We start from the raw sequence: 16,633 nt of genomic DNA, 5'->3' as shown, positions 1-16,633 counted from the left end.
AATAGACGCTTCCGACCTTTGAATGTTTTCAATCATCTCGAATACTGGCATCCCGCCAAGACCCCGTTACGAGATAACGCCTTTGCGTACGGCATACAAAATCAACTCAGGAATGCTGTGAAGGTTGAGCTTCTGTAGCACGTTACCGCGATGCGTTTCTACTGTGTAAACGCTCAGATTCAGCAAATTTGCAATGTCTTTGTTGCTCTTTCCCTCTGCCACGAGTTGAAGTATTTCCTTCTCTCGCGGTGACAGCAAATCGTAGCTATCCTCAATGCTTTTATCCTGCATCTGCTGTACATAGTCTTCGACGAGCAATGCACTTACGGAAGGACTAAAGAAGGCTTTGCCGGAATTGACTGTACGAATAGAAGTTATCAGATCCGCTTCTGCAGATTCCTTCACCAAATAACCTCGCGCTCCAGCTTTTAAGGCGCGTAGGACATAGGCCTCATCAGAGTGCATGCTGAGCATGATGACCCGGACGCTCGGAAACTTGGAGGTAATTTGCTGCGTCGCGTCCGTGCCATTTAGATTAGGCATGCTGATATCCGTAACGACAATATCTGGCTTCTGCTCCTCCACGATTTTGAGCAGGTTGCGTCCGTCGCTTGCTTCTCCGACAACCTGGAACTCGCGCTGACGCTCAAGCAGCGCCTTTAGACCAGTTCTGAGCACGGTGTGATCATCTGCAAGAACAATCCGAATCATAGCGTCTTCTCCATGTCTAGCCTGGGAAGGTGTACGGTCAGCACCGTTCCTTGCCCCACCTTCGCTGTAACTTTTATTTCACCGTCAAGGCGCATGATGCGCTCTTCTATGCCAAGCAGGCCGAGGCCTTTCTCGGTCTCAGGATCAAACCCAATTCCATCGTCTTCGATTCTTAGATCCATGCCAGATGTAGCCTGCCGAAAGGAAATTCGTATTGACTTAGCCTTTGCGTGTTTCACGGCGTTATGCAAGGCTTCTTGCACAACGCGATAAATACAGGTCTTGTAGCTGTCCGGCAGTTCATCGTTCGACTCTTCCGCGTCGACCCGGATACGTAAACCAGTGCGTCGTGCAGTCTCGCGTCCCTGCCACTTAAGCGCTGGTACCAAACCAAGGTCATCCAGCATCGAAGGGCGGAGAAGGAGTGCAATATCTCGTACGGAACGAACGCTCTGTTCCGCTTGTTCGCGCAGCGCTGAAAGCCTCGAACGCGCCCCGTCATCCCCCCACGGCGCAGATTCCAACCGGCCAAGTTCGACCAGCATTGCTGCCATAGACTGGCCCACTTCATCGTGGAGTTCACGTGAGAGATTTCTACGTTCTTCCTCTTGAGCGCTCTCCAGGCGAGCTGTAAGATCCCGAAGTTCGGATCTACCCTGGAGCACCTTGCTATATTGACCTTCGACGGCTTCTTCTAGTCCTCGAATACGTGAGATGACTGCCAGTGCCAAAATGATAGCAATCAGGAATTCTACGATCAAAGACACGAGTAGCCGGAGTCGAAACTTCTGCTGCTCGCTCTCAACGAGACCTTCTTCCGCATCTAGTTGTTGATTACTGAGTGCCGTGATCTCCCATGAAAGCCGGAATACTTCGCCGCGAAGGGGGCCGATCGCCTTTTGTCGATAGGCATTGCCCTCTCTCCTGCGCGTCGTTGAGTCCCATCTAAGCATTGGAGCAAAGGAGTTCCAATAAGCCTCGACCCCGTTCCGAAGACCTAAAAACGCCTTTCTCTCTTCCGCGCTACTTATCCCCCTTCTCTTATTGGAGTAGCTATCGAGCAACTGTTCCGTTTGCTCTCTTGCAGCTTGAAGGTCCAGTCGATCGCGCTCCGCCCCTGAATCGTCATTCTCTGAGAGATAGTCCCGAATCATTGTGCCGGAACGAATCATTGTGTTTCTTAGTTCGTCGAGTACGTTGTCACGTTCCCGAAACGACTTCATTAGCTGATCGCTTTTGGAAGATGTTTTCCTAAGGGAGCGAGCAATATCAATACTGCTATAGACCATGACTAGGAGGATGGCTCCGAAGCCCAGCCAAAGAATACGCCGACCTGCCGTTAAAGGACTTTCGATTGTTGCCGAGGAGTCGACCGTCATAGCTGCACTACAAGTGTAGAACACGTAGGTGGTCAGGTATTCCTGATTCAACCTACCTATATAGATATAGACGGACTTACCAGCACAGCGAATCGCCTTACTTTGACAATTAGGGCTACGACCAAGTTTAGTTCAGCCAGGGGCGCGCTATGAGACCATTCCCCTCTGATTGCATTGCAACGAATGCAACTTGTTGTGGAGTTGCCCGTCTATTTAGTTCAGAGTCTCGGCTGGGATTACTTCGAGGCTCCTCAAGGAGGTTGCTGTCCGTGCGAAATCGACCTTTCACGTTTGCATATGGGGTTATGCTCATACTCGGAATGGCCAGCTCTGCCGTAGCTCAGGACAATGGGGGGCAGCCCTCCGCGCGTCAGCAGCTTCAGCATTTCCATACGCGACAATCGATTGACCAGGAACTTGCTCGGCTTACGAAAGATCTGGAGCTGACTTCGGAACAGCAGCAGCAGATCCGACCCCTGCTTGACGAGCACCACAATAAGATTCAGGCGTTGCTTGATAAGAATCCGGACGCTTCGCGCCAGCAACTCGGTCCGCAGATTCACGCTATCAGCGACGAAACGCACCACCAGATTCATGCTTTGCTTACTGATCACCAGAAAGAACTCGAAAAGGCGATGCAGCAACGCGAGCATAATGGTGAAGAAAACAGGCGACCCGCTCCGTCTGGGGCGGCGTCGTCAGAGCCATCTCCATCGGCCTGTTGATATATCTGGACAGGCATCACGCCCTCGGGGAATACGATTCTCTTTGGTCATTGCCGCGAGCGAAGGCCGTTGGTGTTTCGGGGGCGCCGGCACTGTAGGGGAGCGAGGCGAATCGGAGTTCCCGATCGGTTCACGTGTGGATGTTCACCGGTCCCTATGGCGTCTCCGAAGCGGCACCTACAGTGGAGTGGCTTGCCGTGAAGCTTCACGGGGTCGGGGAAAACCTAAGATGGCGATGTCCGAAAACCGCTAGTTTTGGCCCTACTTTGGTGAGACACTCAATTCATGAACCTGCCGGATAAAGCAGCGGCATACAGGGCTCTCGAAAGCCACGACGCGCGGTTCGATGGATTGATTTTTGTCGGCGTCAAATCGACCGGAATCTACTGCCGTCCGGTCTGCCCCGCACGTACTCCGAAATATGAAAACTGCACATTCTACGACTCAGCTGCGGCAGCCCAGGAGGCAGGATACCGCCCATGTTTGCGTTGTCGCCCTGAGACGGCACCTCAACTATCTCCGTGGCGCGGCACCTCAAACACCGTATCCCGCGCACTGACGTTGATCGCAGAAGGTGCCCTCGATGGAGAGAATAGCTCCGTCGATCGGTTAGCAGCACGCCTGGGCATGGGCGAGCGGCAACTCAGACGTCTGTTCCTGCAGCAACTTGGCGTATCCCCCATTTCGGTCGCTCAAACAAGACGGGTTCTTTTTGCAAAGCAACTCATTCACGACACGAATCTGCCGATGACTGAGGTTGCTTTGGCGGCAGGATTCACTAGCTTGCGGCGATTCAACGAGGTTTTTCAGAATCTCTTTCACCGTCCACCCAGTTCGCTCAGGCGCGAAGCAGGCACAGACATTCCTGATTCGGACGGGGGTACAACTCTGCGCATACGCTATCGCCCTCCATACGACTGGAACTCCATGTTGAACTTCCTTGCGGCCCGCGCGATTCCTGGCGTCGAGGTTGTAAACAACGGGCTCTACAGGCGGACAATCGAGATAGACGGTAAGGTCGGGACGATAAGTGTTAAGCATTTGCCGCAACGGCAAAGTCTATGCCTAACGATTCACTTTCCGTTAGTACAAGCTTTCCCAGGGATCGTCAATCGAGTACGTCGTCTCTTCGATTTGGGAGCGAACATCGAAACGATCAACGAACATCTTTTTTTAGACGAGAAGCTTGCGCCACTCATCGCCCGTCGTCCCGGGCTGCGTACACCGGGCGGCTGGGATGGATTTGAGTTGGCTGTTCGGGCCGTACTCGGGCAGCAGGTCAGTGTCGCTGCGGCGCGACGGCTAGCAGGTCAGCTAGTCCAGTTACACGGGAGAGGACTCCCCAACGATGTAACGAATCATGACGAGCTCACGCATTGCTTTCCCACGGCAGAATGCTTGGTAAATGTTCCTTCTCTTGGTTTGGGAATGCCGATTGCACGTTTGAACACACTCAAAGCGGTTGCTCAGGCAGCGGTTGCCAATTCAGATCTCTTCCGATCTTCACGATCGATTGACGAGGCCGTGAGCCACCTGCGCAGAATTCCGGGCATCGGGGAATGGACCGCACAATATATCGCCCTGCGGGCCTTACGCGAGGTGGACGCTTTTCCAGCATCAGACATCGGCCTTCTCCGCGGAGCGCGAAAGATTGTTGGTGAGCCGGTCACCCCACAACATTTATTGCAGTGGTCTGAACTATGGCGCCCATGGCGTGCTTATGCTGCACAGCATCTTTGGGCCGCAGATGCGGATTGCAACCAGGCGTCGCAGGACAGCTCAGCCTAAACGGATTACCCGTTTGGCAGACGCAAGCTCATGCGGGCGTGACTCTCAATCCTCTTTCAGTTACCGGAAAGCGAAGTGCATAGCGTTCCGTGGCTCGCAAAAGTAGCAAGCTGCACTTTTTCGACCACAAAATAAGCAACTTAGGCGGAGACAAAAAGACCCCCAAAGCATGTTCATGGTCGAATGGTTGGGGTCCGAAAACCGCGAGCGTTCTCCTATACAAAGGCAAGAGGATCTCTATATGGAGCTGTCGTCAAATCATCAAACCGAGATCGACGGATTGGTCCTATCAACGCATCCGAAGGAGTGATACGGTGAGCCTCTTCTACAAGTTTATGAACTCTCCTGTTGGAAACCTCAAGCTGGTGGCGAGCGATCAAGGCTTGGTGGCCATTCTCTGGGAAGATGACACCCCGCGTCGGGTCCCACTACTGGAAGATCTGATCGAGGACCCCAACAATATTATGCTCGCCAGAACCGAGCAGCAGTTGCGGGAGTACTTCGCGGGCGAACGTAAGTCGTTCTCCATGCCCCTCGATATGAGGGGGACGCCCTTCCAGAAGAGTGTGTGGCAGGCACTTCAGGCGATTCTGTTCGGCGAAACACGCACGTATGGAGATCTTGCAAGGCAACTGGGCAATCCGACGGCGACACGAGCCGTAGGTGCGGCCAATGGGCGGAATCCAGTCTCCATCGTTGTGCCGTGTCATCGCGTGATCGGGGCATCCGGTAAGTTGACAGGTTTTGCCGGAGGTCTTGCGGTGAAAGCTCATCTGCTCGGGCTTGAAGGGGGGAGCTTGCACACTCTTTCGAAAGAGTGTGCAAGCTCAGGACTTACCCCATTGCCCTTTCAACGAGCTGATCTGTTGTTCTGACGACACTCTGGTCTTTCATGTGACCGTGAATGGCTATAAAATCAAAAAAAAGCAGGACCGCTCAAAGAGCCGCAGCCATACGCCACATACAAGAAGCCAGTCCGACGGGACAAGCTCGTTAATCCTATGAGATCGGTCGTTGTGTGATGGTTCGCTCTTGAGAGAATCTCCCCTGCGTGAATGATGCCCCGACTTCTACATTCCGCCGCCACTTTCATTGCCATTTTGGCAACCGCAGAGGCGGATGAAGGCTTTGATTTTGTTAGGATCTGAACAGGAAAAGGAGAAACTTTAGATGAGTTCATTGAATGAGACTGAGTTCTGGCTGGATCGCTGGTGGCCACTGCTGGTGATACTTTTTGGATTACTCTTCGTCTCCTGCCTCGTATCGTTTTCGCCCACAATATAGAAAACAGCGAACTGCCGTGTGCCTTCTCTCGTCTGTTTTTGCGCGACCATCCGCAACCGACGCCGTAACGGCCGTGGATCCAACAGAATCGACAGAAAGGGCTGAGCGACCTTCGCTCAGCCCTCTGTATTTCGTTTCAAGAGAGACGATCAGGCCGTCTTGCCGAGGAGCCCGTGAGGATCGAGTATAAACTTCTTCGCTACTCCAGCGTCGAAGTCGTGATACCCCCGCGGAGCGTCCTGTAACGAAATCACGGTTGCATTGACGATTTTTGCGATGGGAAGCCTGTCGTAAAGAATAGCCTGCATCAGCGCGCGGCTATACTTCAGGACCGGGGTCTGGCCCGTATAAAAACGATGGGATTTTGCCCATCCCAGGCCAAACCGCATGCTCAACGCCCCCTGCTGCGCAGCCTTGTCTTTCGCGCCAGGATCTTCCGTAACGTAGAGGCCGGGAATTCCTATGCCGCCGGCCGCTCTTGTAATCGACATGAGAGAGTTCAAAACCGTCGCTGGAGCTTCGACGGCATGCTGCGCCCCGTGTCCTTTCGCCTCGAAACCGACTGCATCGATGGAGGCATCCACTTCAGGGACTCCGAGTATCGCCTCGATCAAATCTTCAAGCTTGTCACTCTTGCTCAAATCGACAGGCTGAAAGCCGACGGATTCCGCATGCTTAAGGCGTTCCACGTTCATGTCGCCGATAAGGACCACAGCGGCTCCCAGAATCTGCGCCGAAGCAGCAGCGGCCAGACCAACTGGCCCGGCGCCCGCAACATAGACCGTTGACCCGACGCCGACTCCAGCCATAACGGCTCCATGAAAGCCCGTGGGCAGTATGTCGGAGAGCATCGTCAGATCTCGAATCTTTTCAAGTGCCTGCGCCTTGTCCGGAAACTTGATCAGGTTGAAGTCTGCATAGGGAACCATGACGTATTCAGCCTGTCCGCCAACCCAGCCACCCATATCAACATAACCGAACGCACCGCCAGCCCGGCTGGGATTGACGTTCAGACATACGCCAGTCTGTTCTTCTCTGCATGTGCGGCATCGTCCACAGGCAACGTTGAAGGGAACCGTCACAAGGTCTCCGATGTCGAGATATTCGACGTCTTTTCCCTTCTCGATTACCTCGCCGGTAATCTCATGACCCAGCACCAGCCCTGCCGGCGCGGTTGTACGCCCGCGAACCATGTGCTGGTCCGATCCACAGATGTTGGTCGATACCACCTTCAGAATCACAGCGTGTTCAATTTTCTTACCTGCAGGATTCTCAAATTTGGGATCGTCAATCGCCTGTACCTCAACGTGATTTGGTCCGAGATAGACAACGCCATGATTACCAGCCATAATGCCACACTCCTTTTACTGAAGGGCCTGCCGGTCATCTCGGCTCTTCCATTTCTAAGACGACCGCTTCCCCGTTTGATTTGCCTGATTTCTGCCAAAGAAGCCAGATCAACTAACTTTTAATTAAATTTGAGACTCTACCAGCGAATCTCGATCGTTCTTCCTGAATAACCTCCTGTTCCACTGCCGGTGACGGTAAGTTCATTCTGATCGCGTTGCGCGCCGATTACATTGAGATTTCGCACGCTTCCATTGGTTCGCAGGTACATTCGCGCCGTAGTATTCTCGGCAACCTCCAGCCAGATTCGTAACGAACGTGCTCCATATTCCTGCCGGATGAACTTCACCTGCTGCGTGCTGTCCCCTGGCTGCGGACTTTGCTGCTCCAATCCCACCTCAACCGCTGGAAGCGGAATTCGCAGAGTGTGGGTCGTTGCTTCAGGCGCACGGCACGATACATCGCCGAAAAAATCCCTTGAGTTCTGAAGGCATAGTTTGATCGGCTTTGGGGAGATCGCTTCAACCTCCAGATTGGAATCAACGCGACGTATATTCAAATCGAGTCGGGTATCGCCAAAGGGAACATGCTGCAGCGAAGCCTCCGACCACTGCGCGGGCAACTGAGGATCAACGCGCAATCTTCCTGTCAACGCGTCCGCCTCAACACCGAACAATCCTCGGACCGCAGGACTCAGCACCATAGCGGACGACCAAAGCTGGTGCGAGCTGCTCCTTCCCAGTGGCTGATAGAACTGTCCTGAAAGCACCTCGGTCACCTGACCAGGATCCTGAAGCCACGTAAGCTGCGCATTCTGCTCGAGACTTGCAAATCCAGCCTGCGGGCGTCCGGCACGATATTCGGCGAGTGAAGTCCAGCCGGTATAAAGCGGCCATACCGAGCCGTGATGATAGCTGAGAGGATCGTAGGTCTCGGCTCCCTCTTCCATGGAACGCGTTCCCCAGTCCGTGGCGAAACGTGGCGCAGCCCATGCGTCGAACATCTTGTCCGCCTGCGGGAGTGCGAGAGAGCCGCTCCACCACGCGACCGCCGGAAATACCGTGTGGCGTGCATCGAAGGAATCGTCGCTGTTGTGACTGAAGCTGTAAAACCCATCGGCGCTGCGATAAGTCATTAGATATTCGCGCGTAGTCTTCGCCTGCTGTGCCGCGGCTGATGCGAGGGAGCTATCGTTCATCAACCTGGCCAGCTTCTCCATCGCCTCTGAAGACTGCTGATCGAGTGCAGCCAGGTAAATCTCCTGCTGCGGCATCTTTGGAAGCCACTCCTCCACCCACCCGGTCCCCTGGGAATTGTCATAAACCCCATGCGTCGTATGCGCGCGGGTAAACGCATAAGCCCGCTTCACGTTATCCCAATGCTCTCGCAGGTATTCGGTGTCCCCACTGGAACGGACATAATCCGCCATCTGCATCACGAAGAGAGGCGTGGAATCTGCAGCAGCATACAGGTAAGGAAGATGAATCCAATCGAGCAGCTCAGCTGTCTGGGAATACTCGTGCATCATCTTGCCATCCGCACGCTGGTGTGCGATCAGAAAGTCCATCGCTTCGCGACTTAGCCGGAAGTCTCCATAGCTATTGACGGCGTAGAGGGTCCATAGCGTGTCGCGTCCGAAAAACCATCCAAACCCCGGACGCGCCGAGTCACCTGAGGTGTACCATCCACCCGCCAGTCCGGATCCAATGGGGGAGGAGACCCGGGCTTGCTCAATTGAGATCTCTGCCCATTTCAGAGCCTCATCCAACTTCACCTCCGGAGTCCGCGCCGTAAGGCGTGTATCGAAGAAATGCTGGAAGAAATCTGCCGTCGACCGATAAAGTGCGGGTACGTTGTGCGCTGCATTCAGCAACTGATCCTGAAGTTGACCGGCAGTAAGCTCCTGCTTGCCACTCACACCCGTCACCGCCGCCAGCAACGGAAAGAATCTGCCATCATCGTGAGCCGGGTCGTAGCTGATATTGAACTCCAGAGGCAGCGTCTGAGGCCTCTCCTGATAAGGACGGAGCGGCCCGCGCTGACTCCCGGGCATCGCCACCATTCCGAAAAAGTTCGGATTGTCAGTGGCCAGCGTATAGACTCCTCCAGTTCCGACACTGCTCCAGGATGCGTTTGGCCTGCCGAAGTTCGATGCCGGCCACTGACGCTCCATCGAAGGCTCGAACTGCAGCGTAACCACAGCCGGCCGGATCGCGTGAATCTCAAACAAAATCACGGCCGTGGCGACATCTCTTTGCGCCGATCTGGGGATAAACATGTGCTGCTTCACCGTGATCGCAGCATGAGAGTAAGTAATGGTCGTGTGATCGGGCCGGACTTCAATCTGCGAGGCGTTCGCGTTGAGATCGATCACCGTCTCATAGCCTTGCAGCTTCGCCGTCAGGCGAGCGTTGTGCAACATCTTCACGGGAAGAAGCCACAACTCGAAGCTCCCATCCTGCTGGCCAAGAATCGCGCCCTGCTGACCGGTTACGCTGAAGGGCCGGTTGGCCTGGGCAGGTTGGCGAATCACGAGCGGATTGTCGTCCAACGAGAACTTCGGAGTTGGTGCGAAGGTCATCTGCGCAGCCAGAAAGACGGGAGAAAACAGAAAGCCGCAGAGCAGGTGAAGCTTCCTTTGCCTAAGTTGTCGCAACGCGTCCTCTTCTTTCGGGATTCTATGAGATGGCCTTACATCATAAGGCAGAAAGACAGGAGCTGCCGCGAAGCAGCCCCTGTAGAAGGATTCAGATTGTCTTAGAACGTAATGCGCCCAGCAAACTGCAACTGACGCATGCTGGAGTTTCCTTCCAGACTGGTTATGACGCCTCCCGTCGAGCAGTCGATGCATCGCGCATTCGAAGCCGTAGGAATATCAAGCGCCGCGTGGTTGAAGACGTTGAAAGCCTGGAACTGGAACTGGGCTTTCACACGTTCCGTAATCGGGATGTCCTTGATGAGAGCAGCATCCGCATAGTAATCGCGCGGTCCCACCAGGGAGTTGCGTCCAATATTGCCGATGGTGCCGAAGGCCGGGCGGGCAAAGGCTCCCGAGACCGCTCCATTCGTCGCCAACGCAGCAACGGGCGTAAAGTACTGCATCGAGTGTGTAACAGGATTAAGCGACCCTACCTGGGTCGTAAATCCTGCGGCACCGGCCATGTCAGGACGGCAGTCGCTGGTCACTCCCGGGCCTCCGAAGTTGTTGTCGAGATCCTGGTCGGCACCGCACTCCCCATAGGTCGGCGTGAACGGTCGTCCACTCTCCCATGTCGTGCTGCCGCTCAGAGTCCACCCGCCAATCGCATAATCCGTCACGCGATTCACGTGGCTCGCGAACATGCGATCCCTCCCGAAAGGCAGAGCATACACACCGCTCATCACGAAGACGTGCGTGCGATTCGTATCGTTCCGCCCATAGCTGAGACTCGGATAGTTCGCAAAGAGAGCGTCGTTGGCGTAGTTCATTGCCTTCGACCAGGTGTAGTTCGCATTGAACTGCAGTCCATTGCTGAAACGCTTGTCCAGCTTTGTCTGCAGCGAGTTGTAATTGGAGTTTGCCGTCGGAGCCGCGGAGGTAAGTCCGTTGGAACAGCAGATCACAGGTGCGCCCTGATACACACCGCTGAAGCGGTTGTAGTAGGGACGCCTTGCGGAACTGTTGCCAAGCTGGGAAGGCGACGTGGGAAGTACAGGCGAGTTGAAGTCGAACCCATACGTCTCGCCCGGATAGATACGCTCCGTGTGGTTCCCCACGTAGGCAATCTCAGCCGTGAGAGTGTTCGTAAACTGCTGCTGCAATGTCAGATTCCACTGGTCGACCTTGGGAAGCTGAATACGATCTCCGCGGAACGTCGGGCTCGAGTTGTTAGAGAAAGGAATAATTCCGTTCGAGGGAATTGTCGGAGCCGGCGGCTTCGCCGGCAGCGTCGTCAACGTAGCGTAATACTGCCCTGTCGTGCTCGTCGAACCTTGATTTTCATTGTTCAAAACCGGCAGATTGTGGGTAAGGACCGAACCGAAGAGGGTGCCGAAGAAGCCGACGCTGTCGTACACCTGCCCGATGCCTCCACGAAGAACCAGGTTAGGATGCACCTGGTAAGCAAAGCCGAAACGACCGGCAAGATTGAGGTAGTCCATCTTCTGGCCACCGTTCGTTCCGGTTCCACTCACGCCGGCAACGCGAATACCACCCGCATTGATATCGGCGAATCCGCCATTCCCGGGACTATTGACGGTCTCGGGATAGATCACATCCCAGCGCACGCCATAGTTGACCTGCAGCTTGTTGGTCACGCGCCACGAGTCCTGCCCATAGAACGCACCGCGTTTCTGACGGTTGGAGGCATTCTGGCTATAAACGTCGAAGCGCTGGAACTGCGCAACCTGCCCAAACAGCAACGAGCCCAGCGCATTGCCGTTCGAAGCCACCGGGTCCAGCGGACCCGCAGCCGTCGAAGCCGAAGCAAAACTCAGCACGCCGGCGCGATCGTTATCGCTGGCATTTCGCAGATTCAAAGCATAGCGAATATCACCGCCAAACTTGATCGTGTGATTGCCAAGCATCTTCGTCCAGTTATTCGCCAGTTGGAAGACCTGCTCACTCTCCAGCAAGGGACAGTTGCATCCCTGGTTGCCGAAGCTGCTGATCGTATCTGTCATCGTAAAGTTAGGCAGACCACTGCTGTCAGGCGCGGTGTTCAGGTTTGGAATTCCCGCGTTCTGCGCCGGCGTCTGCCCCGCCGTAAGCTTATTCTCCGATACGTGATAGCTGAGAAATCCGAAGCGCACATCCGTCAGCAGCGACGGGCTTACAGCCCAGTCCATGCCCAAAGCCGCGCTCTGGTTCTGCACCGTCGCCTGGCCCGTCGTTCCGCCAATCCCGAACCCGGGACCTCCTCCCGGACCGAAGGCGGCATTCCCGAACAGACGGAAAAGCGCATAGTCGTAACGGCCGAAGGCGTGAATCTTGCTGTTGACCTGGTGATCGAGTCGCACATCAGCCTGGTCGGCGTCGTTGTTGCCATTGCCGGATGCAGCGAAGTTGTTCGTGATCGCCGTGCCGTTCGTATTCGGAGCCGGCAGCAGCTTCAATACGGCGATCGCCTGCGGCGAGAGTGCCGACCGCGGAATGGCGTTGCTGGCATACTGCTGTCCCGGTACTCCGTTTCCTGCAGGATGATTGTAGATAGGCTGGCCCCCCAGATACTGGCTCAGATCGCAGGCCGTGCCTGCCGTCTGGTATATACAGGTGTTGAGCACCTGTTGGGTTGGTACCGAGAGCAGTTGACTCGCGCCCAGGCGCTGCCGCGTTCCCTGGTAATCCATGAAGAAGAAGGTGCGGTCCTTAATGATGGGACCCGAAAGCGACCCGCCAAATTGACCGAACAACTGGTTCGGAATAAGTTTCCCCGTCACGGGGTCAGGAGTGGACTGCGTAAACGGATTGCGGGCCAACTGCGCGCCGCTGTGACGGTAGAAGAAAACATCGCCGTGGAACTGATTCCCGCCAGACTTGGTCTGAGCGCTGACGATTCCACCGATCGCGCCGCCAAACTCAGCGTCATAGTTCGAAGACGTAACCTTCATCTCGCCCACGGAGTCGAGCGTCGGATTAATGACGATGATTCCCAGAACCGGCTCGCGGTTGTCAGTACCGTCCAACAGCCAGCCCTGCACACCATAGCTCGAACCATTCGTCGTCACCGACGTCGTGCCTTGTGGATTTTCAGGACCACTGATGTTAAAGGTGGAGTGCTGCACGCCCGGAGTCAAAAGCGTAAACTGGGTGAAGTTACGATTCAGGTTCGGAAGATTCTGAACCGCGCGTTCGTCCAGGATCTGGGCGACATCAGCTCGGTCCGTCTTGAGGGCCGGAACGTCGTTTGCGGAGACATTGACCGTCGTCGCCGATCCAGCTCCTAACGTCACATCTACCATCTGTGACGCGTCGGCGTGCACCACCACTCCTTTTGCTTCACTCGATGCAAAGGAAGGAGCTTCAATCTTCACATCATAGGTATCCGGAATAAGGTGCGCCACGCTCCATGCCCCGCTGTCGTTTGTCTGGGCTGTCTGCGTGATTCCCTTTCCTGCATTCGTTACTGTAACCGTAGCGCCTTTAACTACAGCCCCCGAAGTATCGGTCACGGTCCCGTACAGGGATCCGTAAACCGCTTGTGCACGCATACCTCGCGGGCTGGCTAGCAGAAAACACACGACTGCTATTCCCAGACATACGCGGGCTGCCTTTATATGATTCAACATCTAGTCCTCCTGAGTGTTGAGGCAAACAATTTGCCTCTCGAAGAGATGCAAATCCCCAACAACAGTGGCTAACATTCGGTGTTTCAAATCATAGAAGTCACCGTATTCACGGTGCGCACCTCGTTTGACGTGTGAAATTCTCGCGTGAAATACTCATGAATATTGTGAGTGGAGTCGCTGCAAGTCATTCATCCATTGGCAGCACGATTGGAGGCACGATGAATGATCCTCGTTGGGACCTCGCTCAACGTGTCGTGGCAAGTCCGCACCTCAGCTCATCGCCAAAGCTGATTGAATTCTTCCAGTATGTCGTTGACTGCTGTCTGCGCGACGCTCCAGAAGAAGCGACCGAACAACAGATCGGTATCCACGTCTTTCACCGCATACCTGGTTACAACTCCAGCGACGACAGCATCGTGCGGTCGCAGGCTCGCCTGCTTCGGTTGAAGCTTGCCGCTTACTTCGCCAATGAGGGAAGCAGCGAAGAACTCATCGTGGAGATCCCCAAGGGCCATTACCTGCCAGTCTTCCGATCTGCGAATCACGCCTCGCCTTCCACATCAACACCCGAGGTGCTACCCAGCACAGAATCCGCACTCCTCTATCCCACCCTCACCCCCACCGATGCGATTGCGGAGACCACAACGGACACACACCCTCCAGCGCCCCGCCAGATTGTATGGACGACTATCGCCGCCATCCTTTTATGCCTCTTCATGGGTGGCTTGGGTGGCTTTCTCTTCGGTCGCCATCTGTCATCGACTCCATCCGGCTCGGACGTGGATTCTTTCTGGAGGCCCTTCTTTGCCGGAGATGCCCCCTTGGTCATTTACAGCAACCCGCTGTTTAAGGGCACTCCCTATACCGGCCTCAAGCTTGTTCCCAGCGCAGATATGGCTGACTCACCCGAATATCCAGGTATTCCTGACGAGACCTATACCGGAACCGGCGAAGCGACGGCCATCTACGAGCTGACCAAGATCTTCGACACACACCATGCAGATTTCACTTTGAAACGAAGCCGGCTTGTCACCTGGGACGAAGCGAAGCTGCGCAATCTTGTCTTTGTCGGGGCAGCCAGCCAGAATGAAGCACTGGAGGAACTCCCCGCCACATCCGACTTCGCAATCGACCTCGATGGCAACAACAAAGGCTATATCGCCAACCGCAAGCCATCTTCCGGTGAGCCACAACGCTTCGCCCCGGCCTCGGCAAACGACGAGTACGCCATCATCGCCTCCATTCCCGGAATTCAAGCCAACAGACGCATCGCTGTCTTTACCGGCCTCACAACCAACGGAACGCAGGCAGCGGTCGAATTTGCGTGCAATCCCGAGAATGTCCGACAACTTACCGACCGCATTGGCCAGACCAGCGGGGTCATCAAGCCATTTGAAGCCGTTTTGCATATCAAACTCAGTGGCGGCGTACCCGTTGAGGGCGATCTCGTCGCCATTCACCCCCATTGAGAGATCTCACCCGTTAATCGCCCACGGCATCGTGAAAGATGTTCATTTCCAGCAGGTGCTTTACACTACCCTAAGCGTCCTTTTAACTTTGACCATCCAGTAAGAGAAAGGGGGGAGCCACCATGGACGACACGGCACAGCGCTGTATCGCAATCATCGCCAAGGCAAAGAACATCCCCGTTGACACCATCACCCTCGATACGACCTTCGACGAACTCAACATCGACTCCCTCGACAAGATCAACATCTCCTTCGAGGTCGAAGAGGCATTCGATATCGCAATTCCAGATGAGTCCCTCGGCTCGCTCAAGACGGTCGGCGACGTGGTCCGCGGCGTCCATCAACTGGTAGCGGCCAAAGCAGCTACCGGCTCTACACCACCGGCCACAGCCGCGACCTCTTAAGCGCAGGAGTTCTCTTTCGAACGTGAACCGTGTCGTCATCACAGGGCTAGGCTGCATCACTCCCATTGGCTCCTCCGTCTCCTCCTTTCAGGAGTCCCTCTTCTCGGGAACAACTGGGATCTCGCCCATTACCTCTGTTCCGGATGCTCCCGATGGCAACCCCGGGGTTCGTTACACCCAGGCGGCCCAGGTCCTGGACTTCGATCCTGCTCTGCACCTCGACTCCGGCGTCATCGCCGCAACCAATCGCAATACCCATTTCGCCATCGTCGCCGCACGCCAGGCCGCTCAGCAAGCCAGGCTGACAGAGCATCACAATCCGGGGGATATTGCGATCATCATGGGCTGCGCCTGCGGAGGCCGCTCCTCGGAAGAGAGCGAAGTCAAAAATCTTTATACCCGCAACGCTCGTGCACATCCGTTGACCATCGTCCGGACCATGTCCTCGGCGGGCGCCAGCAACATCTCCATTGACCTGAAGATCACCGGGCCCACGCTCGACATCTCCACCGCCTGCGCCTCTGCGACCCATGCCATCGGCCTCGCCTTTCACATGGTGCGTTCCGGCATGTCGACAGCAGCCATCGCAGGAGGTCACGAAGCGCCCCTCAGTTGGGGCTTCTACCGCGCCTGGGACTCGATGCGCGTCGTCTCCCCCACGCGATGCCGCCCCTTCGCCGCAGACCGCGATGGCATGAGCCTCGGCGAAGGAGCCGCCATGCTGGTCCTCGAAACACTTGAGTCCGCGCAAGCCCGCAACGCAACCATCTTCGGCGAAATCGTCGGCTTCGGCATGTCGGCCGACGCCAACCACATCACCCAGCCCCAGGCCGAAGGCGCGGCCTCGGCCATGCGCAAAGCCCTGGCGGATGCGAAGGCATCTCCCGAAGAAGTCGGCTACATCAACGCGCACGGCACCGGAACCCAGGCCAACGACGCCACCGAAGCCAGTGCGATCCACCAGGTCTTCGGAGCCCGCGCCGCGCAGATTCCCATCAGTTCTACGAAAGCCCTGCATGGCCACTCTATCGGGGCCAGCGGCGCGCTCGAAGCCCTCGCCACGACGCTCGCACTTCACGAAGGGCGCCTTCCTCAAACCGCCGGCGTCACCGAACCGGAAGCCTCGCTCAACGTCGACCTCATCGTAGACGAGCCACGCCCAACCGGCCCAACGCTCGCCTTATCCAACTCCCTCGCCTTTGGCGGACTCAACGCCGTGATCGCGATGCGCTCCTGGAAGTAACCTCTGCACCGCTGGC

Annotated in this window: 11 protein-coding genes; 6 read left to right on the top strand and 5 right to left on the bottom strand. The window is 55.8% G+C overall.

Annotated features, from left to right (window positions below):
• Positions 1 to 66: 66 nt before the first annotated feature.
• Positions 67 to 711, bottom strand: a complete 645-nt coding sequence (locus tag BDD14_RS17710) for a response regulator (protein WP_130419960.1) — start codon at positions 709 to 711, stop codon at positions 67 to 69.
• A complete protein-coding gene (locus BDD14_RS17705; protein WP_130419959.1) occupies positions 708 to 2,141 on the bottom strand; it encodes a sensor histidine kinase in 1,434 nt (477 codons plus the stop codon). The genes BDD14_RS17710 and BDD14_RS17705 overlap by 4 nt, the downstream gene beginning before the upstream one ends.
• A 218-nt stretch (positions 2,142 to 2,359) precedes the next feature.
• On the opposite strand from BDD14_RS17705, the gene BDD14_RS17700 reads away from it, so the two are divergent.
• From BDD14_RS17700 to BDD14_RS17690, 3 genes are all read left to right on the top strand, one after another.
• On the top strand, positions 2,360 to 2,815 hold the full coding sequence (locus tag BDD14_RS17700; protein WP_130419958.1) for a hypothetical protein: 456 nt from the start codon (positions 2,360 to 2,362) through the stop codon (positions 2,813 to 2,815).
• 285 nt (positions 2,816 to 3,100) lie between these two features.
• Positions 3,101 to 4,603: an AlkA N-terminal domain-containing protein gene (locus BDD14_RS17695; protein ID WP_130419957.1), complete on the top strand. Its 1,503-nt coding sequence runs from the start codon at positions 3,101 to 3,103 to the stop codon at positions 4,601 to 4,603.
• Positions 4,604 to 4,917: 314 nt separating this feature from the next.
• Positions 4,918 to 5,478 carry a methylated-DNA--[protein]-cysteine S-methyltransferase gene (locus BDD14_RS17690; protein ID WP_207231764.1) on the top strand — a complete coding sequence of 187 codons (561 nt, stop codon included), beginning with the start codon at positions 4,918 to 4,920 and terminating at the stop codon, positions 5,476 to 5,478.
• Positions 5,479 to 6,036: 558 nt separating this feature from the next.
• Here BDD14_RS17690 and fdhA read toward each other — a convergent pair.
• The 3 genes from fdhA to BDD14_RS17675 form a co-directional block, all read right to left on the bottom strand.
• Positions 6,037 to 7,236, bottom strand: a complete 1,200-nt coding sequence (gene fdhA / locus BDD14_RS17685; RefSeq protein ID WP_130419956.1) for a formaldehyde dehydrogenase, glutathione-independent — start codon at positions 7,234 to 7,236, stop codon at positions 6,037 to 6,039.
• Between the two features lie 137 nt (positions 7,237 to 7,373).
• Entirely contained in the window at positions 7,374 to 9,890 is a 2,517-nt protein-coding gene (locus tag BDD14_RS17680) for an amylo-alpha-1,6-glucosidase (protein ID WP_130419955.1), read from the bottom strand.
• 101 nt (positions 9,891 to 9,991) lie between these two features.
• Entirely contained in the window at positions 9,992 to 13,501 is a 3,510-nt protein-coding gene (locus BDD14_RS17675) for a TonB-dependent receptor (RefSeq protein ID WP_130419954.1), read from the bottom strand.
• A 218-nt stretch (positions 13,502 to 13,719) separates the two neighbouring features.
• On the opposite strand from BDD14_RS17675, the gene BDD14_RS17670 reads away from it, so the two are divergent.
• The 3 genes from BDD14_RS17670 (at position 13,720) to BDD14_RS17660 (ending at position 16,617) form a co-directional block, all read left to right on the top strand.
• Positions 13,720 to 14,970 carry a hypothetical protein gene (locus tag BDD14_RS17670; protein ID WP_130419953.1) on the top strand — a complete coding sequence of 417 codons (1,251 nt, stop codon included), beginning with the start codon at positions 13,720 to 13,722 and terminating at the stop codon, positions 14,968 to 14,970.
• A 122-nt stretch (positions 14,971 to 15,092) separates the two neighbouring features.
• Complete coding sequence (locus BDD14_RS17665; RefSeq protein WP_130419952.1) at positions 15,093 to 15,374, top strand: acyl carrier protein; 282 nt, start codon at positions 15,093 to 15,095, stop codon at positions 15,372 to 15,374.
• A 22-nt stretch (positions 15,375 to 15,396) separates the two neighbouring features.
• The gene (locus tag BDD14_RS17660; RefSeq protein WP_130419951.1) at positions 15,397 to 16,617 is read left to right on the top strand and encodes a beta-ketoacyl-[acyl-carrier-protein] synthase family protein; all 1,221 of its coding nucleotides are present in this window, start codon (positions 15,397 to 15,399) and stop codon (positions 16,615 to 16,617) included.
• Positions 16,618 to 16,633 lie beyond the last annotated feature (16 nt).

The organism is Edaphobacter modestus (assembly GCF_004217555.1).
Classification (GTDB): Bacteria; Acidobacteriota; Terriglobia; order Terriglobales; family Acidobacteriaceae; genus Edaphobacter; species Edaphobacter modestus.
Note: the sequence above shows the minus strand (reverse complement) of the source record. Positions and strands in the feature narration are given on the sequence as shown.